Raw genomic sequence first — 23,353 nt, forward strand, 5'->3', positions numbered from 1 at the left:
ATAACCACACATGTGATAATTTTGTTAATTTATAGTTATTATATTCGGTATTTTTTATATGAATATTGCTCGTATAGACCTTAATTTACTTGTGTATTTAGACATGTTGCTACGTGAAAGAAACGTTACACGTGCAGCGAATCAGTTAGGTATTACTCAGCCTGCAATGAGTAATGGACTGCGCCGATTACGCGATCTATTTGAGGATCCATTGTTGGTGAGAACCAGTGAAGGAATGGTGCCAACCGAGAGAGCGCAAAAGTTGCAACCTTTGATTCGCAACATCTTGGCGAATGTAGAGAAGACCTTGCAGCCGACGACGGAATTTAATGCAGAAGACAGTGAACGCGTGTTCCGTATCATGGCGAGTGATTATGCTGAATCCACCATTATCCAGCCGCTATTAAGAAGGTTGAGTGAGATAGCGCCGAAAATACGACTCGATATTATGACGCCAAGTGACGTGAGTTATCAGGATGTAGAGCAGGGGACCGTTGATATCATCATTAACCGCTTCGACGATATTCCTCAATCCTTTCACCAGATGAGCCTTTGGCACGACGGTTTTTCTTGCCTATTTAGCTGCGATAATCCGATAGCTGACAATTTCGATATTCTTTCTTATTTAAAAGCGCAACACATTTGGGTGAGTAAAACCGGTATGGGTACGGGGGTCGGGATTAACCCAAGTGAGGCGCAGAAGTTAGGGTGGATCGATGAAGCGCTAATGCGTATTGGTAAGACCCGAAACATTACTGTGTTCACTCGACATTACCTGTCAGCGATTCTATTCGCGCAACAGAAAAACCTGATCCTTACCATCCCAACCAAAGCGGCACAGCTGCAACGTAACAACCCTAAGTTATTGATCAAACCCGCTCCCTTTGCCATCGAACCTTTTGAAGTGAAGATGGCGTGGAGCCCATTGTTACAAACCAATCCAGACCACCAGTGGATGCGTCGCTTGATAAAAAGTGTCGCCAATGAAATCGAAAGTGGTGTGACAGAATAACCCTATTTTTATGGTATTTCTTTTGTGAATGTCCATTATAAGCTGCATAAATTAGCTAAATTTTCGTCAGTTACGTAAATTTAAGTGAGTAGTCAGTGATTAACTTGAGAGAGATTTTATGAGCAGTCGTATTCAACAGGGAAGCTTGAGCATAGATAGCACCCTCTACCAATTAGTTAATGAACAGGTCATCCCTGGCACGGGTATTCTTGCAGAAGACTTCTGGCAGTCTTTTGCAACCATCCTTAAAGATCTGGCACCAAAGAACCGAGCATTGCTTATCAAGCGTGAAGATCTCCAACATCAAATCGATGTGTGGCACCAAGAGCGTGCGGGTCAAATACTGGATGCTGCAGAATATAAACAGTTCCTACAGCAGATCGGCTACCTAGTACCTGAAGGCGATGACTTCCAAGTAACGACTGCCAATGTTGAGCCTGAAATCGCAACACAAGCTGGGCCGCAGCTTGTAGTGCCTATCATGAACGCGCGCTTTGCACTTAACGCAGCAAACGCGCGCTGGGGCAGTCTATATGATGCGCTCTACGGCACAGACGTGATCAGCGAGAGTGATGGCGCCGAGAAAGGCGGCAGCTTTAACCCGGTACGTGGTGCCAAAGTGGTGAGTTATGCTCGTGGTTTCCTTGATGATGCCGCACCGCTCAATGGCGTTTCTCATAAAGACGTGACTAAATACAGCATCAGTAACGTGAGTATCGGCAACACGCTTACCGCGACTCTAGATAACGGCGAAGAAGTCACGCTAATCGACCGCAATCAATTTATTGGTTATCAGGGGGACGCTAGTGCGCCTTCTTGTATCCTGCTTAAACACAATAACCTTCATATTGAAATTCAAATCGATCCTAGTGCACCAATCGGCAGCGTTGATGCAGCCGGTATTAAAGATGTGCTGGTGGAATCTGCACTGACTACCATTATGGATTGTGAAGACTCAGTAGCCGCTGTCGATGGTGAAGATAAAGCACTGGCTTACCGTAACTGGTTAGGTTTGATGAAAGGTGATCTACAAGAGTCATTAGAAAAAAATGGCAAGACTATTGTTCGTAGCTTGAATCCAGATCGTCAGTACACCAGCGTAACGGGTGGTGAGATCTCGCTTAAAGGCCGAAGCATGTTGTTTGTTCGCAATGTTGGTCATTTAATGACGAACCCAGCGATCATTGATGATGAAGGGAATGAAGTACCTGAAGGCATCATGGATGGCATGATCACTTCACTGATCGCAATGCACGATTTGAAAGGCAACAGTGCTTATCAAAACTCGACAGCTAACAGCATCAATATCGTAAAACCTAAGATGCATGGCCCTGAAGAAGTAGCATTTACCAATGAACTTTTTGGTCGCATTGAAGATGCATTAGGGTTAGAGCGCTTTACTATCAAAGTTGGCATTATGGATGAAGAGCGCCGTACCTCTGTGAACTTGAAAGAGTGTATCCGCGCCGCTAAAGATCGAGTTGTTTTTATCAACACTGGTTTCTTGGACCGAACGGGTGACGAGATTCATACGAGTATGGAAGCGGGTCCATTTGCACCTAAAACACAATTGAAAACCATGACATGGATTGGCGCTTACGAAGATCAAAACGTTGATCTGGGCTTAGCTTGTGGCCTGCAAGGTAAAGCCCAAATTGGTAAGGGTATGTGGCCAGAACCAGATAACATGGCGAAGATGATGGATGCCAAAATTGGTCACCCACAAGCGGGTGCTAATACCGCTTGGGTTCCTTCGCCAACCGCGGCTACTTTGCATGCCTTACACTACCACAAGGTCAGTGTTCCGAGTCGCCAAAAAGAGCTGCGCGAGCGTGTGAGAGCGAACGTTGACGATATCCTTACTATTCCTCTACTGGGTAATCAAAAGCTGACTGCACAAGATATTCAAAATGAATTGGATAACAACACGCAAGGTATTCTAGGTTACGTGGTGCGTTGGATTGACCAAGGTGTAGGTTGTTCGAAAGTTCCTGATATTAATAACGTAGGACTCATGGAAGACCGTGCCACGCTGCGTATTTCAAGCCAGCACATTGCAAACTGGTTACGCCATGGCATTTGCGATGAAGCCCAAGTTATGAAAACAATGAAGCGCATGGCTGCTGTTGTTGATGAGCAAAACGCTGGGGATCCAAGCTACCAGAATATGGCGCCTAATTTTGAAAACAGCATTGCGTTTTCTGCAGCGTGTCAGTTGGTGTTTGAAGGCTGTGCTCAGCCAAGCGGTTATACCGAGCCAGTGTTACACGCGATGCGTCTAAAGTTGAAAGCGCAGAGTGCTTGAGTCGGAAAGTGTTGAATCGCAGATAAGCGAAAGCACAAAAAGCCAAATCCGCTGAAATAGCGGAGTGAACGAATAATAAAAACAGAGAATGTAAAATACTAAAAAAAGAAACACCCCTTAACCGAGCCCAAGGTGCCGCGCAATAATAGCGCGGCTTTTTTTTAGCTTTCGTTTTTAGAGGGTTAGAGGAGCGAAGAGAAAAGTCTAGTTTCCACCGAAGCCTTAAGTTCCACCAAAACCTTAATTTCCCCCAAAACATAGATACTTAATATCCATGTACTCATCGATGCCTTCTTTTGCCCCTTCACGACCAATACCCGACTGTTTCACCCCACCAAATGGTGCTACTTCAGTAGAGATCAAGCCGTCATTGATGCCAACCATACCGTATTCCAGCGCTTCTGCTACCTTCCACACACGGTGAATATTCTGGCTGTAGAAGTAAGACGCTAAACCATAAATCGTATCGTTCGCCATCTCGATGAGTTCTTCATCATTGTCGAACTTCATAACTGGAGCGACAGGGCCAAAAATCTCTTGCTGAACGATGTCCATGTCATGTTTCACGTCTTTAAGAATGACGGGTTGAATAAATTGGCCATCGAGTAATTGAGTTGGTGTCACTGGCTGTGCACCTTGTTCAATCGCTCGGTCAATTAAGCCTTGGATATTTTGCTTTGCTCTTTCACTGATGACTGGGCCAATGTTGACGCCTTCATCTAAGCCATTGCCGACCTTAAGCTGTTGTACTGCTTGGTCGAACTTAGCCACAAACTCGTCGTGTACCTTGCTGTGGATATAGAACCGGTTAGCACAAACACAGGTTTGCCCTGCATTACGGAACTTAGATGCCATTGCTCCTTGCACGGCAGCGTCGATGCCTGCGTCGTCAAACACAATAAAGGGTGCGTTGCCGCCAAGTTCCATTGAGGTACGTTTGATGCCTTTGGCGGCTTGTGCCATCAAGATGCTGCCAACACGGGTAGAGCCGGTAAATGAGATCTTTTTGATTAATGGATGTGAGGTAAACAGTTCGCCGATTTGTTCCGGACTATTACCTAAAACCACTTGAATAAGGTCTTCAGGGATTCCAGCTTGGTAAGCCAGTTTAACGACCGCAAACGCAGAAAGTGGTGTTTCGTCAGAAGGCTTCACAATGAAGCTACAGCCAGCCGCTAATGCAGGCGCTGCTTTACGGGTGATCATCGCAACTGGAAAATTCCATGGCGTAATGGCACAGGCCACTCCAATCGGCTGTTTGATGGTGACTAAGCGTTTATCTGCCGCCGTACTAGGGATCGAGTCGCCGTAGGTACGTTTAGCTTCTTCGGCGAACCACTCAATAAAACTTGCGCCGTAAACCACTTCGCCAGTGGCTTCAGCCAATGGTTTACCTTGTTCCATAGTCATTAAGCGAGCAAGATCATCTTTGTTTTCAAGGATCAACTTATACCAATTATTCAAAAGCGCAGCGCGAGTTTTAGCTGGCACTTGTGCCCACTCTTTCTGTGCTTTATGTGCACGCTTGATGGCGTTATCTAATTCCACTTCGGTAGAGATTGGCGCATAGCCAATAACCTCACCGGTTGCTGGGTTGGTGACCGCAACCGCGCTGTCTGCTTCTGTCACCATAAAAGAGAGTAATTGCTTGTTGTTGATTTTGAGCATTGTGGTTCCTTATTGATGATTACTTAACACGTGTTGACCTTGTGAGTGAACTTACCGCTGACCAGGAGCCAGATAGCCTCTAACGCTTTATTGTTGGCCCCAGTTGTCTGCTTCGATTTTCGCTAGTGCTTTCGCTGCTTTTTGCAGTGCAGGCAAAAACTTAATCGCTTCATCTGGCTTCACTCGAATCACAGGTGCTTGAATTGCTAAACCAAGGTTGGATTGACCGGTTGGTGATGGGATGAGTACCGCAATACACACCAAACCTGGAAGAAACTCTTCATCGTCAATGGCATAGCCTTGGATCTTCGCTTCTTCGATATCTTGTTCTAGAACGGAGTAGTCGGTAATGGTTTTCACTGTGTACTGCGTCAGAGGCACATTCTCGATCAGTCGTCTGCGCTGTGATTTCGACATGTGAGCCAAAAACAGTTTGCCGGTAGCCGAGCAATGCACAGGAACGCGAGAACCTGGTTGGAGGTGGAAACGAAGTGGGGCTTCCGTTTCTGCACGGTCAAGGTAGATGATCTCGCCGCTTGATAGCGCTGTCAGGTTGCAGCTTTCGCCAACTTCTGCACGCAGGTTTTCAAGAATCGTGCGTCTTGCACTGTGCATAGTGCTATTGAAGAGTAGGTTTTCGGCCAGTTTTCTGAGTCGAATACCTGAGCTGTAGTGCTTATCGTCACCATCTCTTTGAATGATGCCTGCTGACTCCAGTTGTTGCAGCATACGGTGTAACGTCGGTTTCGGTAGCCCGGTTTCTTCGACTAATCCTTGAAGAGAAATGAATTCGTCTTTCTGTGCGATTACCTCTAATAGAGCAAAAAGTCGAAGAGTGGGCGTATCTCCTTGAACTTGTGGTGTTTCTGTTTGCATACAGTGATTCATCCTTGCGATATGTCTATGTGTAAGAGTGTACATAGCAAATCAATTTCCTTCAATTATCTGAATAATATTTGACCTTTTTTATTATTTCAATAATATAAAGTCAAATTATGGAACAATTAATCTCAATAAATGGAATTTTATCATGAAGGCAATTGAACGGATTATTGATAAGGCTCACTTAGATCGTAAGCGCGTGGTGTTGAGCGAAGCGGAAGATCCTCGAGTGCTCGCCGCAGCACGATTAGCGATAGACAAACAGCTCGCCCATATCACGCTAGTGGGGGATGAGAAGGCGATTATTGAAGCCGCGCAGTTGCATCATATTAATCTTGCCGGTATTCACATTGTTTCACCTCAAACGTCGGCTCTGAAAGTCGTATTAGCTGAGCGCCTATATGAGTTAAGAAAAGCCAAAGGCATGACGTATGAAGATGCTTTGGAGAAGGTTAAAGACCCACTTATTTTTGCCAACTTGATGGTGAGGGAAGGGTTAGTAGACGGCACGGTAAATGGTGCGGTGTATACCACTTCTGATGTGGTGCGAGCTGCACTGCAGATCATCGGCCCTGCTCCCGATAGCGAGTTGGTATCGAGTTTCTTTCTCATGATGTTGTGTGAGCCTTTCCATAACTTAAAAGGTGGCCTGATTTTCAGTGACTGTGGCTTGGTGATTAACCCCAATGAAACGGAGCTGGCATCAATCGCGGTAGCCGCTTCTCAAAGTGCTCAGGCATTGCTAATGGAAGAGCCTAAGTTGGCGATGCTTTCATTCTCCACCAACGGTAGTGCGAAACATGAGTCGGTGGACAAGGTGCGCAGTGCTGCGCAGATCGTGAAACAGCGTTGCCCTGGTATTGCGGTTGACCAAGATGTTCAGCTTGATGCCGCAATTGTCACCGAAATCGCGGCTAAAAAGTTGCCTGATTCCCAAGTGAAAGGTCAATCCAATGTGTTGATCTTCCCCAACCTTGAAGCGGGCAATATAGGTTACAAGTTGGCAGAAAGGTTAGGTGGTGCGGTCGCCATTGGTCCTTTGCTCCAAGGGTTGAATCAACCGGCTAATGATCTGTCGAGAGGCTGTAGCGCGGAAGACATTTTTAACGTGATTGCGGTGACAGCAGTTCAAGCGCAGCAAGGTAAAGCAGCAAACTCAACTTTTGATACCGAAGCTAATGTTGAAGAGAAAGAAGAATCAGGATTTGAGTTTAGGTATTAAGCCTTAATTGGTCATAGCTGAATACCTAGATCTCGCCCTCACACTAAATAACAAGTATCGAATTAGGATTGCTAATGGAGTTACCGGTTTTACTCGCCATTTTGGTCACCATTGCGTTAGGCACCTATTTTCAAACCGTCACGGGCTTTGGATTAGGCATCATTGTGATTGGTTTGACGGTCAGCCTTAATCTAGTTTCCCTAAATGTTATTGCCGCTGTGGTGAGTATCGTGACCTTGTTCAATTGCTTGGTTGCTTTGATGGGCAAGCCGTTGCTTGGCGAGCTCAAAATCCTTGTGGTGTTAGTGATCGGTATTATCCCTGGCGTTTCGCTTGGGGTGTTCTTGCTGGGCGAATTGAGCGAATCTGCAACGCATATCCTACGAGCTTTGTTGGGCGCTATGGTGCTATTCGCAGGCTTGAGTTTTATGTTCAAACCTAAAACCAGAACACAGCGCTCTACAACCTTGTTTTTTTTGGTGTCAGGTTTTAGCTCTGGTCTCGCGGGCGGGCTGTTTGGGATGGCGGGTCCACCGATTGTTTACCATCTCTATCGGCAGCCTTTTACGCTCGATCTGGTGCGAAGTACACTGCTGATGGTGTTCGCTTGCACGTCGATGTCTCGTACCGTGAATGTTTACGCTGCAGGCGATATGGAAGCAAGCATATTGTGGCTATCTGCGATTGCTATTCCCGTCGTGGCGCTTGTGACCATGTTTGCGCGGCGCTTTCCGCCACCCTTGTCTAATGATCAACTGAGGAAGTTGGTGTTTGGTGTATTGATGGTAATTGGTGGATATTTGATGGCCGTGTCGGCATGGTCATTGTTGGGCTCTTCGTAATACACGCTCTATCAATGAGGCTAGCGACTCGCTAGCCGAAGCTTCACCGTCTAAACACGCTTTAGCATCTCAAAGATTCCTCTACATAGTCCAAACAAGCAGCTCTCTTGAGTATCCAACGTGATGTTGCTGCGATAATAGAGGCTTAAATCTACCCCCATTCCTACGCCGTGGATTTCAATATTATTCTTGGTCGTCTCGCGATCAATCACCTGTTTGAGGTGGTTATCTAAATAGAATTGATCATTGGCTGTGCTGGTGGCGGTGTCCATCGGGCAACCGTCAGAAAACACAAATAAGATCTTTCGTTGTGCGCTGTGCTGCTGCAATCGCTGGCTGGCAAACTGAACCGCTTCGCCATCAATTCCTTCTTTGAAGATGTCCGCTTTACGAAGGCTTGCAATACCGAGTCGAGCACGCCTCCATTGCGTATCAAAATCCTTAAATACGATATGTCTAACCTCGTTTAAACGCCCGGGATGTTTCGGTTGGTTTTGTTTCAGCCATTGACGATAGACCTTGCCACCGTTCCAGTTGTTGGTGGTGAAGCCGATAATTTCAAAGGGGATATTAGCGAGTCCAACGGATTTGAGAATCGTATCCATTAGTAGGCTGAGTTTATGACTGTGTTTTTGCATCGACCCTGAACAATCCATCAAAAACGTGATGGCACATTGATGAGACGGGCCAATTTCAGGTTGATAAAAAACCGTACGGTCTGAAGGAGATGTGATGAGCTTAGTGATGGAGGTGGCGTTGACGATACCTTCTTCTAGGTGTTCTTGGTGTCGAACTCGTTGTGGTGTGGCGACAAAACCAGACAGCATGGCGGCTAAGCGTCGGGTATTCACTTGTCTCGTCATCAAGTCATCAGTGAGTTTTTGCCTCAGTTCGAATAATAGGGCACGCCGGACGAGCTTATCTGCGGCGATCACTTGGTCAAATTCTGAATTGAATATTTGATAATTAGCGCCTGACAATTCGAAGACCTTACTACTGCCAGTGATGTCCGCATCAATCTCTTCATCTTCTATGTCACCATCAACGATTAAAGCAAGTTGCGCGAGGATTTTAATGTCTTCTTCGATCGTCGGTGTGCTTGAGCTTTCACTCTCTTGTTCTTCGCTGATAAGGTCATGTGCCAGAGACGCGAGCTCGTTGGCATAGTGCGCAAACCGATGTTGATCGGCTCGATGCACTTTTAATTGCTTTAGACTGCTGCCGAATATAGGCACGATGCCTGCTCGAGTAGATTCAATGGTTTCAGCGATGGGCTCCGAGACTGGGACACCCGTTAAACGCGTGTGGATGACCTGCATTAATGTGAATAACAAAATACCAATGCGGGATTCAGTAAAGCCATTTTGATGATATTGATCGCTCCAATACGCAAAGTTGAACTGAATACTTTTAGAGACGCCTTTTAGGTAAGCTGGGACTTGTGACTCGATTCGTACCTGTTCGCAAAAATCGAACAGTAAACGCTCAACTTCATTTTTGGGGCGCAATGAATAGTGAAGTTCAGCATCAGAAAGCAGCAACCTCAATGCGGAGGAGTCAATTTTACCGTTCATCGATAATTTACTGTTGATGAGCTCATGGCGTGACACAAAGGTGAGATCGTTGGTGTGTGCCGATAAGTGATAACAAGGACGACTACCGTTGTAGAGGCGCGCTCCTCGGTAATTCAGGTTCAACTCACCGCTGATCGCTCTGGCAACCGATACGCCAATATCGAGGATCTTTTTCTGTTGGGAGGAAATATTAGCCATCGATTAAGACTCCGACTGAGCATAGCTCTGAGCATGATCCTCTAGAGCTTCACCAAAGCAGCGGAAGTAATATTCGCGAACCAGCTCCTTCTCTTCATCTTCACAACGGTTGAGGAACGACAGCCTAAAGGCTGTGGCTACATTGTTGAATATTCGAATATTCTCAGCCCATGTAATTACTGTTCTTGGCGACATAACCGTCGATAAGTCGCCCGCTCTAAATCCATTTCGCGTTAAACCAGCGGTGGCGATCATTTTCTCTACTAACTGTTGACCGCTTTCATCGTTTAGCTCAGGGCGCTTTGACAACACGATCTTAGTTTCATGTTGTGGGTCTAAATAGTTAAGTGTCGCGATGATGTTCCATCGGTCAAGTTGGCTATGGTTAAGCACTTGAGTACCGGAGTACAAACCGGAAAAGTTACCTAAACCGAGTGTATTGCAAGTAGCAAACAGGCGGAAAGAAGGGTGGGGAGTGATCACTCGGTTTTGCTCGAGAGAAGTGTATTTGCCGTCTTGCTCTAAGAGTTGCTGAATCACAAACATCACATCAGGTCGGCCCGCGTCGTATTCGTCCAATACCAATGCGATAGGCTGCTGGATGCTTTGTGGAAGAATGCCTTCCTTAAATTCCGTTACCTGCATTCCATCTTTAATGACGATGCTATCTTTGCCAATGAAATCCAATCGGCTTAAGTGCCCATCTAGGTTGATCCTCAAACATGGCCAATTTAATCGTGCTGCCACTTGCTCTATATGAGAAGACTTGCCGGTTCCGTGTGTGCCTTGTATCAACGTGCGACGGTTAGATGTGAAGCCCGCTAATATTGCGAGCGTGACTTCAGGATCAAAACAGTAGTTGGGATCGATCTTCGGTACGTACTCTCCCGCTTTCTCAAAGGCCAATACCGTTAAGTCGCTATCGATGCCGAAATGCTCTCTTACACTTACCTGTTGCGTTGGTCGCAATTCCTCATTGTTCATTCTTTATTCCCCATTATCGCTTCCATGACTGCTGTGATTTTTGAACTGCTATCGATTATTAACCTCTCTCTTGGAGTTAACGGCACTTTTTGTACGAAAAACTACCAATAATGTGATCCAGTTTTATTAATTAGAATGAATTGTTCCATTTTAACGTAAAAAGTTGACGCGCAAAAAATCTACTACTAAGGTGAATTTGAATTCGAAAAAGAGACAATTCATTCCGAAAAATGAAATTTAGGTTAACTCAAGGAGAATGGAAGAATGAGTGAGCAAGAAAAACGTACGGTTGTTTCCGGCACAGTAACAATGACACCATCAGAAGCGTTCGTTGAAACTATGGTCGCCAATGATGTCACCGATATGTTCGGCATCATGGGTTCGGCATTTATGGATGCAATGGATATCTTTGCTCCGGCTGGCATTCGATTGGTCCCAGTGGTACACGAGCAAGGTGCTGCTCACATGGCAGATGGTTACTCTCGAGTCTCTGGTCGCCACGGTGTGGTTATCGGCCAGAATGGTCCGGGTATCAGTAACTGTGTAACAGCAATTGCAGCAGCGTATTGGGCACACAGCCCTGTTGTTATTGTGACGCCAGAGACCGGCACTAAAACAATGGGCTTAGGTGGTTTCCAAGAGTGTAACCAACTTCCAATGTTCCAAGAGTTTACTAAGTATCAAGGGCATGTAACGCACCCTGACCGTATGGCGGAATACACGGGTCGATGCTTTGACCGTGCAATGAGCGAGATGGGGCCTACTCAACTTAATATTCCACGTGACTACTTTTACGGTGAGACTCAAACTGAGATCCCTCAACCAGCACGCTTAGACCGTGGCCCAGGTGGTGAAAAATCTCTGAACGAAGCGGCAGACTTGATTGCTGAAGCGAAATTCCCAGTCATCATTTCTGGTGGCGGCGTGGTAATGGCTGATGCGGTTCAAGAGTGTGCAGCACTGGCTGAAAGACTGGGCGCGCCAGTAGTAAACAGCTACCTACACAATGACTCGTTCCCAGCAAGTCACCCATTATGGTGTGGTCCACTAGGTTACCAAGGTTCGAAAGCTGCAATGAAATTGATGGCTCAAGCGGATGTGGTTATTGCTCTCGGTACACGTCTTGGTCCATTTGGCACATTGCCTCAACACGGTATGGATTACTGGCCGAAGAACGCGAAAATCATTCAGATTGATGCAGACAACAAGATGCTTGGCTTGGTTAAGAAAATCTCTGTCGGTATTTGTGGTGATGCGAAAGCGGCTGCAGTGGCACTAACCGAGAGATTGGAAGGTCGTGCTCTCTTATGTGATGACAACAAAGGTGCTCGCCAAGACACAGTCGCAACAGAAAAAGCGCTGTGGGAAAAAGAGCTTGATGAGTGGACGCACGAACGTGACTCGTTCAGCTTGGACATGATTGAAGAAAACTCGCATGAGACTCCTTTCTCTGGTGGCGAATACCTTCACCCACGCCAAGTACTTCGTGAACTCGAAAAGGCGATGCCAGAAGATGTAATGGTCTCAACGGATATCGGTAACATCAACTCGGTTGCAAACAGCTATTTACGTTTTGAAAAACCGCGCAGCTTCTTTGCGGCAATGAGTTTCGGTAACTGTGGCTACGCGTTCCCGACCATTATTGGTGCGAAAGCGGCTGCACCTCATCGCCCTGCTATCTCTTATGCTGGCGACGGTGCCTGGGGCATGAGCCTGATGGAGACCATGACGTGTGTTCGTCATAACATTCCTGTGACTGCGGTAGTATTCCACAACCGTCAATGGGGCGCAGAGAAGAAGAACCAAGTCGACTTTTACAACCGACGCTTTGTGGCAGGTGAACTGGATAACCAAAGCTTTGCAGAGATCGCTCGAGCAATGGGCGCTGAAGGTATCACGGTTGATAAGCTAGAAGATGTTGGCCCAACTCTACAAAAAGCCATCGACATGCAAATGAATGAAGGTAAAACAACCATCATAGAGATCATGTGTACTCAAGAACTGGGTGACCCGTTCCGTCGAGACGCATTGTCTAAACCGGTTCGTTTCCTAGATAAATACAAAGATTACGTATAACCAATAGGAAGTTTGTCCGGCACCGTATTATCGAAAGTGTTAAGGAGAATGCCATCGAGGTCGGGGCCGGGCAAGCAAACTAAGTGGTGGTTTTTGATATTAAATTGAACGTGAAAGAAAACTCTTTTTGCATTAAGTGATATTTTTCACGTTCATTGCTCTTAATATTAGAGCACTAACCAAATAGCGATTACTCCACACAATATTTTATCTAAACTGAGGTTTTATCAATAGTTATTATTAACCGAATATTAAGATAGTAATTATTGATGAGTCACTGGATTTGTTCGACTTTAGTATGAGTATTCGAAGAGTCATTAACCTTTATTTTTTAGCTAAGAATGATTATTTATATGGGTGAGTGGTAGAAAATAAACATGAACAATAAACGTTATATAAGCTCACTCAAAGAACTTTATCAAATAATCGATTCTTTTATTAGCGAGTGCAATGAGCCTTGTGGGTTGATTTATAACGTTTGTGATTACGAAAACAATAACTTAATGCCTAGCTTGGGTCGTTCTAATCGTAAGAACTTACGCCGAGTCGAACAAGATTTGCTTTTAACGGTTCGTATCTATGGTGGGCATTCATTGCACTCTCACGACATAAATGATTGGTTGCTGATGTGCTTAGCAAAGAAGCAGGGATTTCCCACTCGTTTACTTGAATGGAGCGATAACCTGGTTAGTGCGCTGTGGGCTTTGTGTCATAGCCAGAGTAAAGGCTGCATTAATATTACTAAAGCAATTGATTTTGAAAGAGTTAGTGATTTCTTCACACCATGTGGTGTTGAGAAAACTCAGATATTTCATGTTGTTGATTGTGATAAGCAAGAACAACGTAAGGACAAATGGTATTCCATTCATCCGTTTAAGGAAGGTTGCAATGATGCCATTCAACCTTTGTACGACGAGCAAGGATATTCAAACGGTCTAGTATCCGTTCATGTTCTTCCGTCAGCCAAAGTAAATCTGATAAAGGAGTTAATATCCATGAATGTGTTAAATGAACCTACAGAGTATAACGAAGAGACACTGGTTGATTTGAAAAGTGAATCACACGTCGATGGAAATAAGGTTATGGGTAAAGATGGAAGTAATATCGAATTACAAGTTAATACTCATAATAGAACTTTGGAACAATATGGTCGAAAGTACCATCAAGATTTTGACTTCGACTAACGACTAATATCTTTATTGAGAATTAAGGCTTCGCTCAAGTCTGATTTTAATTATTTAAATAGAGTGAAGTCTTGTTTAAATAAACTTAGAACACTAATTAAATTTATAAAAATACGAAATCTGTGAGCTTAGAGATTGTATATAACACTACTCGAAGTTAGAGTTGTGCGACTTGTTATCAAGTTGTTAAATTAATCAGGTTTCTAGTTTAAAAACTCTAATAAAAAAGTGGCGCAAAGCTACTGAAATTTAAACCAATAACGTAAACATAAAGGATTCTGGAATATGAATATGCAAACCAATGCAAAGACGTTCGTGCTGGAAAACCAAGTCGACACCGCCTTTTTACAGTCATTCAGTGATGCTTGGAATAACCATGATATCGAAGCGTTAATGTCGTTCATGACTGAAGATTGTGTGTTCCATACTGTGGCTGGTGAAGGCTTAGTTGGAAACACTATCGAAGGGTACGAAGCGGTTCGAAATAGCTTTGAATTGGTTTGGCAGAATTTTCCAGACGCTGCTTGGAGTGACCCTGTCCACTTTGTGTGCGGTGATCGCGCTGTGAGTGAATCAACGTTTTCTGCTACGAACCCAGATGGCAGCATTATCGAAGCTCGCATGGTCGATGTGTTTACTCTGAAAGGTGGAAAAATCAGCGTAAAAAATGCCTTCCGTAAAACACGACCTCTTTTGACTCCCAAAAGCTAGACACGAAATCGCAACCCGTTCACGTGTTATGACTAGGAGAGTCGAATTATGAGTTTAGTAATGGAACAACCGGCTGCCGATGTGCAGCCAAAGGTGAAAAACACCCAAGCAAAAGAAAGTACACAAGCAAAAGATAGATACGATCCAAAGTACGATCCATTGAAGGATAAAACGCCAGGTCATGGTAAAGAATACGCCCCAACGTATTGGGTAGATACTGCAGGTTCCCCACCTGAAGACGATGGCCCAATCACATCGGACATGGATGTCGATGTGGCGATTATCGGTTCAGGCTTTACCGGCCTAAGCACTGCGATACACCTTGCTGAGATGTATGGCATTAAAGCGACAGTGATTGAAGCGAACCGTTCAAGCTGGGGATGCAGCACTCGAAACGGTGGTCAAGCGCAGTGTGCCTCAGGGCGTTTGAAGCGTTCACAATGGATTGAACGCTGGGGCCTCGAAACGGCGCTAAAGATGCACCGCGAATGTGTCGATGGCATGGAAACCTTCAAGTCACTGATCAAAGACATCGATTGTGACCCACAACCTGGCGGTCATTTATATGTTGCTCACCGTCCAAAAGTGATGGCAACACTCGAGAAAGAAGCCAAATTGTTGCGCGACACGTTTGACTACGATGCGCAGATCTTAGATGCAGAAACCGTAAAGCGTGATTACGTTGGTGATCAAGAAGCGGCAGGTGCGATGCATGAGCCAGAAGGGATTGGCATTCATGCTGGGAAGCTGGCGTTTGGTTACTTAAGAAAGGCGCGAGCACTCGGTGTTAAAGTTCACCCATCGAGTCCCGTTATGGGCTGGGAGACTCGTGGCGGTGTGCATTACCTGAAGACGCCAGGTGGTGTTGTGAAGGCGCGTTCTGTCGGTGTTTGTACGGGTGGGTATACCAGCCAAGGCTTGCATTCAGAACTTAAGAATCGCCTGTTGCCAGTACTGTCTAACTCAATGGTCACACGTCCGCTAACTCAAGACGAAATCGTCGCGTGTAACTTCAAAACTAATCAGGTGATTACTGATACTCGAATTCTGCGCCACTACTACCGTTTGTTACCGGATAACCGGGTACAGATAGGTACACGCAGTGCTATCAGTGGCAAGAACGCACCTGAAAAGAAATATGAAGACATGTTGAGAGCGGACCTGACTCGGAAATTCCCGTCTCTCGATCAGATCAAAATCGATTATTCATGGTGGGGTTGGGTGGACGTCAGCCACGACATGATGCCGAGGATCTATCAACCGAATCCAAAACAATCCATCTTCTACGCCCTTGGCTATGGCGGTAATGGCGTGATGTATTCCGCTCAAGCGGGTAAGCGTCTTGCTCAGTGGATTGCAGGCGAAGGTCACACGCTCGAACTACCAATATTTGAATCAAAACTTCCGTTCCCCAACGTGAGGGAAGTGGTGGAATCAGAGATGTTTGCGCCGTTTCGAAGAATGGGGCAGCGGTTCCTTTATCAGTGGTATTCGTTAAAGGATGAAAGGCTGTAACTACCCGAACATTGTTTCCAAAATAGGGAAATAGAACTACGACCAGGAAAGTTGTACCAGGTCACCTTGTGAGCAAAGTACAGGCAGGAAGTCTGTATGAAAGGAAAGGTTAAGACTATGAAATTTATTAAAAATAAAATTATTGCTGGTGTCACCATTGTAGCAACAGCGGTGCTATCTCATACCGCGGCAGCAGCGAATTTTAAAATGGCCATCGGCGATGCTGCTGGTGGTACGCAGTGGGAATTAGCGACATCGTTCTATGAACTCATGGAGCAAAAAACAGACGGTAAAGTGAAAATCGATCTGTTCCCGAACGGCCAATTAGGTAATGAGCAAGACACCGTAAATGATGCGGCAATCGGTCTTCTCGACTTCTCTGTACTGGCGATCAACAACGTGACGCCTTTCTCTCCAACCGTTGGTCTATTGACCATGCCTTACGTGATTCAAAGCGCAGAAGAAGCTGTGCTACTGACTCAAGGTCAAGTAGGCCAAGACTTAGTCGATAACACGATTCGTGATGCTGGTGTTCGTATTGTCGGTTGGGCTTATTCTGGCTTTAGGGTTTTGACTAACTCGAAAAAGCCTGTCGCTTCCCCAGAAGATCTTAAAGGGCTCGTGATTCGTGTTCCTCGTAACGAAATCATGATTGCTTCTTACCAAGCATGGGGCGTAAACCCAACGCCAATGGCTTGGTCTGAAACCTTTACTGGCCTGCAACAGGGCGTGGTAGATGGTCAAGATAACCCTTACATCACAGTGCATGCGATGAAGTTTAACGAAGTACAAAAGTACGTGACCAACATTCGCTACATTTTCTCTTTAGAACCTCTCATCGTGAGTGAAACGGTCTTCCAACAACAGACACCTGAAATGCAGAAGATCATTCTTGAAGCTGGTCAGGAAGCGACAGAGCACAGCTTCGCTTATTTAGAAAACACGGAAAATCAAATTCGCGAAGAGCTACAAGCGAAAGGCATGGTATTCACAGACCCAGCAGACAACGAGCAAGAGTGGATCAGCAAGGTGACTAAATCAGTTTGGCCTAAGTTCTACTCAAGCATCGGAGGCAAAGACAAGCTAGACGACGTTCTTGAGTTACTAGGTAGAAAGTAACGATTAGATTCGCCCTATCTGCTGTTCTCCGCGACTTAATCACCTAGCGATAGAACAGTGAGATAGGGCATTTACATGGCTGTACTCGTTGAGCTGTTCTGTACCTGATCTTTTAGGACCGTGAGCGACTGGTTGTCATGTGAAAATCAACATTGGAGGTTATATGTCAGTCGCTAAAACAATAAAAAAACACCTGAACAACATTGAGGAATATACATGTTGTTTGTTGCTTGCAAGCTTTGTCCTATTGCTGTTTACACAAATCCTGACGCGTCAGCTATTCGACTACTCTATCCCGTGGGGAGATGAAGTCGCTACTTATATGTTCGTTTGGTTCGCTTATCTAGGGGCAGTTGTGGCGGCCAAGATGTCAGCACACAACCGAGTGAGCTTTCACTTCAAATTCTTTCCGCCCATTGTGCAAACCGTCAGTGAAACTATCGCTGATTTCTTATGGCTTTGCTTTAACGGTTACTTTGTCTATCTCAGTTATGACTTCGTGTTTAACAAAATGAACCTGTTTTGGAAGTCTCAGACTACAGGTATCCCGATGAAGTACTTCTACATGATTTTACCTATCGCGTTTTCCCTAATGATGATTCGAATTATCTGGAACAACTATGAGCGTTTATGCAAAGGCGCAACCAACGAAGATCCAGAAGTCAAAGAGCTGCGAAAAATGACGGCACAAAAGTCAGCGCAATAGTCATCACAGAGAATAGTCGTAATAGAGAGATGTAATAATGGAATCCTATTTAACTCTAATTTTATTTGGTGGCTTCTTAACCCTGTTAATTCTGGGTGCACCAATCACAGTATCACTGGCCGGCGCTTCAATGGCGGCCTATATGTTGCTCGACAAAAATCCCATCGCTTTAGTACAAATCGCATTTACCTCTGTAGGTAACTTCCCGCTCATGGCACTGCCAGCCTTTGTTCTTGCGGGCGCATTGATGGAGGCGGCGGGTATCTCCAAACGTCTGGTGGATATCGCAGAAAGCTTAGCTGGTCCCGTAACAGGCGGCCTTGGCGCGGCAACGGTAATGGCGTGTCTTTTCTTTGGTGCTATCTCAGGTTCGGGCCCTGCAACAACCGCCGCGGTCGGAATGCTAATGGTGCCCGCGATGGTTAAGCGTGACTACGATAAGAGCTACGCATCGGCAGTAACGGCCGCATCTGGTGGCTTGGGAATCATCATTCCGCCATCCATTCCTTTGGTTATTTTTGGTATTTCTGCGATGGGCTTAATGGCACCGCCAGAAGCCATCGCTCAACACGGCCAGTTTGCTTCTTTATCGATTCCAAAACTTTTTGTCGCTGGGGTTGTGCCGGGTTTCATCATGGCATCGACGCTGGTGGTAACCAACTACTTCATTGCTAAGCGAGAAGGCTATAAAGGGTTAACTGAAACGTGGTCATTTGGTGATGTAAGGCATTACTTGCGTCGAGGTTTATGGTCGATACTGGCACCATTCTTGATTCTAGGTGGTATCTACAGCGGTATGTTCACACCAACAGAATCAGCGGTTGTGGCAATTTTTTATTCGCTGTTTGTGGGTGTCTTTATTCACCGCGAATTGTCATTTAAAAGCGTTATGAAATCGCTATCTACCACGACGTGGATTACCGGGCGTGTGTTGTTGATCCTCTTTGCCGCTACTGTGTTTGGTCGTTTGTTGATTGAACAAAAAATTCCAGTGGTGGTGGCTGAATCTTTGCTCAGTTTTACTGACAACATGTACATGGTGTGGGCGCTTACGATTACTTTGCTGTTGTTCATCGGTATGTTCATGGAAACCTTAGCCGCGATTATGATCATCGTGCCGGTTCTATTACCAATCATGTACATGTTAGGCGCGGATCCTACCCACGTGGGTATTGTGGTCGTATGTACCTTATCGATAGGCTTTGCTACGCCGCCACTTGGCGAAAACATCTTTGTTGCCTCGGGAATAGGGGGTTCCACGGTTGAGCAAATCACCGCGAAGATCCATCCCTTTGTTCTTGCTTCTGTTGTGGGCGTTTTCGTTATCGCTTTCTTCCCACAAATTACGCTTTGGCTTCCGTCCTTAGTGGGCTATTAGGAGAGATAACCATGAATTTATCCAGAATCATTCTCATTGGCTGTGCTGTGTTTGCTGTCGTGAGTGGCATTAGTTTACGTGCCGAACATTCTGAAACAGAGAAACAAGCTAAGCCTGTTAATGTGCTTGATATTTCTGAGCCCCACGTGGTGAGCGAGGCAGAGAGAAGAGCCAAGACTCTGCTGGCGAAAGCGGTAATCCACGTTCAAACCGAGGGGGATGAAAGCGTCAAAGATTTCATGAGTGACCCTGAGTACATAGACGGTGAGTTATACGTGTTTGCACTCGGAATTGATGGTCAATTTCTTGCCAGTGGCGGCTCTTCCATGGTGCTGGTGGGCGACAGTGTATTGGACACACAAGATGTTTACGGCAATCCATTTTTCCGAGAAATGATCACAAAAGCGGTCCATAACGGTTTTGGCGAGGTGAAATATCACTGGACGAACCCGACTGATCGTATGGGTGAACCGAAAACTACGTTCTTTGAGCGAGTAGGCGATGTGATTGTCGCTGTCGGTTATTACCCTGAACGTTCGAGTGCGGCCGAGGCAAAGAATTTATTGGCGAGAGCGATGACTGCGATAGTGGAGTCTGAACAAGATAGCTTGGTTGAGTTCAATGACGCTGAAGGCAGCTTTGTGGAAGGAGATTTGTATGTGTTTGTGATGGACATGAGTTCTGGAAAGCTACTAGCTCATGGCGTGTCACCGGAGTTAGTTGGGCGATCACACAACGAAATCCTGAGCCCAGATGATAAGCCGATACTCACCGATATGTTGAATCTTGCACGCGAAAATGGCCGTGGTGTGTACACCTACCGCTGGTTAAATCCATTATCGAGTAAGGTCGAAACCAAGCATACCTACTATCGAGTCATCGATAACAAGCTGGTAGGGGTTGGATATTACACAAAATCAAACAAGACGTAAAAATGAGAGTGCGGTGAGTGTAAGTCTATTTAAATTAATGACTTAATGCTCATTTTGCCCCTAAAAATAGGAGTGTGTAAAAAAGCAATTTAGTAAAATTCACAGTGTGTAATTTTTGTTGTGAAATTGTTTCAAGAATAACAGTAGTATGAAAAACATGGAAACCAAGCAGTAAAGAACAAATCTGAAAAGGGTCAATTAGGATGTTTGACCCGAGTGAAATTTAAAGCCGTACGAGGGATAGACTATGAATATGCTGACACTAGACAAAACAGAACTTCACAGAAACCATTCAACTTTTATTGCTGAAGCTGTCTTTGCCGTCGAAATGGTGAAAGCAGACAAGCAACTCGAAAAGCAGAAGATGGCGAAACAGTTGCTAGATACTCTATTTCCTCTTGAGTCGGGCTCTCATGAAGATGTTGTGAGCTATGAGATTGACTACCGACATGTTCAGGTTTACTTCAAAAATGGTGAACACACAGGTCTGAAACGTGCTAAGCATTTTGTGGCATACACAGGTGATAAATCCAAACCATCATCAATCCTGTTTCGCGATGAAAGCGGTACGCACGTTGAAGTGACGATGGGCGCTCGGAAAGGCACAGGTAACCTTGAGCTTGTTGATATTGAAGATATCCAACTAGAGACATGCACTACCTTCGGTCAAACAGACGCAAGTATTTCTTCTGGAATCAGACACTGGGTTAGCCTAGTGAAGGGCGATGAAAGCGGCCGACCAAATGCATCAAGTGAAGATAAAGAGTTCACGGCGAAAAATGGTGATGACTACAATCTTGGATTCTGTTTCGCACTCTAATGTCGAGCGCTGCAGCACGCAGCGCTAACATCCATTTCTCTTTTACCTTTGGTAATTTGCCCGCCCCTATAGCGGGTTTTTTTATTAGAGCTATAAGTAAATTGGGCGATTATCAAAATTATATGCAGAAACTTTGGATGTGACGTTACAGTGTGTGTTTTTGGTTTAAGTTATTGTATTTAAATAATTTTGTTCTTTTATTTTATTCTGTTTTTATTAGGTTAACTATCATTATCAACGGTGGTTTGGGCGACTATTGAGCGAAATCTCAGTCAAAATGCTTTGAGCTGTGCTATAATGCGCGCCTTGGGATTGAGCCAGTAAGTCCATTTATCACTAACTATTGTGATTTTTATTGCCTTTTATTTAGGCGGTGCGGCGAGCCAATCAAGTAGTAGTTGGATATGGAGAGCGTCCTTATATTCGTTGAATCGGATATGCGAACATCATAATTTATGAGTTTTAAATCAAAAAAGTACAGTATTGATTCTACTGACTATCAAGTGGGTCAAGACAACGTCAGTAAATGGGGCATGGATGTCCATAACACAGTTTTCGTAGCCTCAGTCGGCTTATCTCTTCTCTTCATCATCACCCTTCTTGCACTGCCTCCAGCAGATGCCAAAGCGGCAATTGATTCCATCAAGGGTGCAGTTCTATCAAAGTTTGACTTCCTATTTATGTGGGGAGCTAACATCATGTTAATTTTTGCTGTTATTTTGGCATGCTCACCTCTAGGTAAAGTTCGTTTAGGTGGCGAAGACGCAACAGCAGACTATTCAATGGCCTCTTGGATAGCGATGTTATTCGCAGCCGGTATGGGTATTGGACTTATTTTCTGGGGTGTTGCTGAGCCAACCGCGTTCTTTACCAACTGGTTTGGTACTCCGCTTAATGCAGAACCTTTTACAGAAGCGGGTCGTGAGTTAGCGCTGGGTGCAACGGTATTCCACTGGGGTTTCCATGCTTGGGCTATCTACGGCATGACAGCACTTTGCCTAGCGTATTTTGTTTATAACAAAGGTCTACCACTATCTATGCGCTCAGTGTTTTACCCAATCTTGGGTGAGCGAGTGTGGGGCAAAACGGGTGATGTGATCGATGTGCTAACAGTACTGGTTACTCTGTTTGGTTTGGCGACTTCGTTAGGTTTGGGTGGTACACAAGCAGCAAGTGGTATCAGCCACGTGTTTGGCTTGGATAACAACATCTTCCTTCAGCAATCTATCATCGTTCTGATCATGGGCTTAGCGATCATCTCTGTGTTACGTGGTATGGACGGTGGTGTTAAGTTCCTAAGTAACCTAAACATGGTTATTGCATTTGTGTTCTTAGGTCTTATTGCTGTGCTTAACTTCACTACTGTGCTTGATTCTGTCGCGACTGCAGCAACAGGGTATGTGAAAAATATCGTAGCATTGAGCCAGAGTTCAGGTCGTGAAGACACCACATGGTTGCACGGCTGGACTGTATTCTACTGGGCGTGGTGGGTAGCGTATGCACCATTCTTTGGTATGTTTGTAGCGCGTATTTCTAAAGGTCGTACGGTTCGCGAGTTCCTATTTTGCGTACTGATTATTCCGACATTAGTAACCTCGGCTTGGATGTCTATCTTCGGTGGCGTGGCTATCGAGCAGGTGATCAGCCACGTGGGTCAACTCGGTCTCGACCAAGGCATCACAGATGTATCGCTAAGCTTGTTCCATATGTTAGATGCGTACTCGTTCGGCAGCATTCTGTCTGTTATTGCTGTTGCACTGATCATTGTGTTCTTCGTTACGACACTGGATTCAGGTTCGATTGTTATTGATGGCATGACAGCGGGTGGTAAACTAGAAGTACCAGTGAAACAGAAAGTGGTTTGGGCGGTTATCTCAGGCGCTATTGCAATGGTAATGCTGTGGATTGGTGGTACTCAATCTATCCAAGCTCTGCAATCGATCACGATCATTGCAGCACTGCCGTTTACGATCATCCTTCTGATTGGTTGTTTCAGCTTGTTGAAAGGTCTACTGACTGAAGTAGATAAAGAGCAAGCAAGCGTTAGCGAAACGGCTAACTAAAGAAACCAAGCAGGGAGTTAGTGAATGACTCCTCGCTAAGCGTGATTTCAAAGCTCTCTTGCATTGTGTAAGGGAGCTTTTTTATGCCTGAGAAGAAATTAGAGACAAGCAGAAAGGACAAAAGGAGCCATAAGTGAATCGTCACTTGTGGCTCTTTTTTAG

General features: G+C 45.3%; 18 protein-coding genes. 14 read left to right on the plus strand and 4 right to left on the minus strand.

What is annotated here, in order from left to right:
• The first annotated feature begins 58 nt into the window (after positions 1-58).
• Positions 59-1,012, plus strand: coding sequence for a LysR family transcriptional regulator (locus tag F0228_RS06805; protein WP_061032182.1), 954 nt, complete (start codon positions 59-61; stop codon positions 1,010-1,012).
• Between the two features lie 118 nt (positions 1,013-1,130).
• Positions 1,131-3,317, plus strand: a complete 2,187-nt coding sequence (locus tag F0228_RS06810; protein ID WP_171730525.1) for a malate synthase G — start codon at positions 1,131-1,133, stop codon at positions 3,315-3,317.
• A 240-nt stretch (positions 3,318-3,557) separates the two neighbouring features.
• Here the strand turns inward: F0228_RS06810 and F0228_RS06815 are convergent, their stop codons facing one another.
• Positions 3,558-4,985, minus strand: coding sequence for an NAD-dependent succinate-semialdehyde dehydrogenase (locus F0228_RS06815; RefSeq protein ID WP_171730526.1), 1,428 nt, complete (start codon positions 4,983-4,985; stop codon positions 3,558-3,560).
• An 87-nt stretch (positions 4,986-5,072) separates the two neighbouring features.
• Positions 5,073-5,861, minus strand: a complete 789-nt coding sequence (locus tag F0228_RS06820) for an IclR family transcriptional regulator (RefSeq protein ID WP_008215739.1) — start codon at positions 5,859-5,861, stop codon at positions 5,073-5,075.
• A 154-nt stretch (positions 5,862-6,015) separates the two neighbouring features.
• On the opposite strand from F0228_RS06820, the gene pta reads away from it, so the two are divergent.
• Positions 6,016-7,089 carry a phosphate acetyltransferase gene (pta, locus tag F0228_RS06825; RefSeq protein WP_171730527.1) on the plus strand — a complete coding sequence of 358 codons (1,074 nt, stop codon included), beginning with the start codon at positions 6,016-6,018 and terminating at the stop codon, positions 7,087-7,089.
• Between the two features lie 74 nt (positions 7,090-7,163).
• Positions 7,164-7,931 carry a sulfite exporter TauE/SafE family protein gene (locus tag F0228_RS06830; protein ID WP_171762057.1) on the plus strand — a complete coding sequence of 256 codons (768 nt, stop codon included), beginning with the start codon at positions 7,164-7,166 and terminating at the stop codon, positions 7,929-7,931.
• Positions 7,932-7,981: 50 nt separating this feature from the next.
• On the opposite strand, the gene F0228_RS06835 is transcribed toward F0228_RS06830, so the two are convergent.
• Positions 7,982-9,703, minus strand: a complete 1,722-nt coding sequence (locus F0228_RS06835) for a cobalamin biosynthesis protein CobT (protein WP_171762058.1) — start codon at positions 9,701-9,703, stop codon at positions 7,982-7,984.
• 3 nt (positions 9,704-9,706) lie between these two features.
• Positions 9,707-10,687 carry a MoxR family ATPase gene (locus F0228_RS06840; protein ID WP_171762059.1) on the minus strand — a complete coding sequence of 327 codons (981 nt, stop codon included), beginning with the start codon at positions 10,685-10,687 and terminating at the stop codon, positions 9,707-9,709.
• Positions 10,688-10,951: 264 nt separating this feature from the next.
• Between F0228_RS06840 and xsc the strand changes: the two genes are divergently transcribed.
• From xsc to F0228_RS06890, 10 genes are all read left to right on the plus strand, one after another.
• Entirely contained in the window at positions 10,952-12,763 is a 1,812-nt protein-coding gene (gene xsc, locus F0228_RS06845; RefSeq protein ID WP_061032189.1) for a sulfoacetaldehyde acetyltransferase, read from the plus strand.
• Between the two features lie 377 nt (positions 12,764-13,140).
• Positions 13,141-13,947 carry an FRG domain-containing protein gene (locus F0228_RS06850; protein WP_171730532.1) on the plus strand — a complete coding sequence of 269 codons (807 nt, stop codon included), beginning with the start codon at positions 13,141-13,143 and terminating at the stop codon, positions 13,945-13,947.
• Between the two features lie 285 nt (positions 13,948-14,232).
• Positions 14,233-14,658: a nuclear transport factor 2 family protein gene (locus F0228_RS06855; protein WP_171730533.1), complete on the plus strand. Its 426-nt coding sequence runs from the start codon at positions 14,233-14,235 to the stop codon at positions 14,656-14,658.
• A gap of 48 nt (positions 14,659-14,706) precedes the next feature.
• Complete coding sequence (locus F0228_RS06860) at positions 14,707-16,173, plus strand: FAD-binding oxidoreductase (protein ID WP_105058424.1); 1,467 nt, start codon at positions 14,707-14,709, stop codon at positions 16,171-16,173.
• A gap of 117 nt (positions 16,174-16,290) precedes the next feature.
• On the plus strand, positions 16,291-17,292 hold the full coding sequence (locus tag F0228_RS06865) for a TRAP transporter substrate-binding protein (protein ID WP_171730534.1): 1,002 nt from the start codon (positions 16,291-16,293) through the stop codon (positions 17,290-17,292).
• A gap of 163 nt (positions 17,293-17,455) precedes the next feature.
• Positions 17,456-17,998, plus strand: a complete 543-nt coding sequence (locus F0228_RS06870) for a TRAP transporter small permease (protein ID WP_171730535.1) — start codon at positions 17,456-17,458, stop codon at positions 17,996-17,998.
• Positions 17,999-18,035: 37 nt separating this feature from the next.
• Positions 18,036-19,376 (plus strand): TRAP transporter large permease, encoded by a 1,341-nt coding sequence (locus F0228_RS06875; RefSeq protein WP_017064290.1) that lies wholly within the window; start codon positions 18,036-18,038, stop codon positions 19,374-19,376.
• A gap of 11 nt (positions 19,377-19,387) precedes the next feature.
• Positions 19,388-20,308, plus strand: a complete 921-nt coding sequence (locus F0228_RS06880; protein ID WP_105058423.1) for a cache domain-containing protein — start codon at positions 19,388-19,390, stop codon at positions 20,306-20,308.
• A gap of 247 nt (positions 20,309-20,555) precedes the next feature.
• Complete coding sequence (locus tag F0228_RS06885) at positions 20,556-21,128, plus strand: malate synthase (protein WP_061032195.1); 573 nt, start codon at positions 20,556-20,558, stop codon at positions 21,126-21,128.
• 455 nt (positions 21,129-21,583) lie between these two features.
• A complete protein-coding gene (locus F0228_RS06890) occupies positions 21,584-23,191 on the plus strand; it encodes a BCCT family transporter (protein ID WP_105058422.1) in 1,608 nt (535 codons plus the stop codon).
• The last annotated feature ends 162 nt before the right edge of the window (positions 23,192-23,353 follow it).

The sequence above is a fragment of the Vibrio sp. 99K-1 genome (assembly GCF_013114585.1).
GTDB lineage: Bacteria > Pseudomonadota > Gammaproteobacteria > Enterobacterales > Vibrionaceae > Vibrio > Vibrio chagasii_B.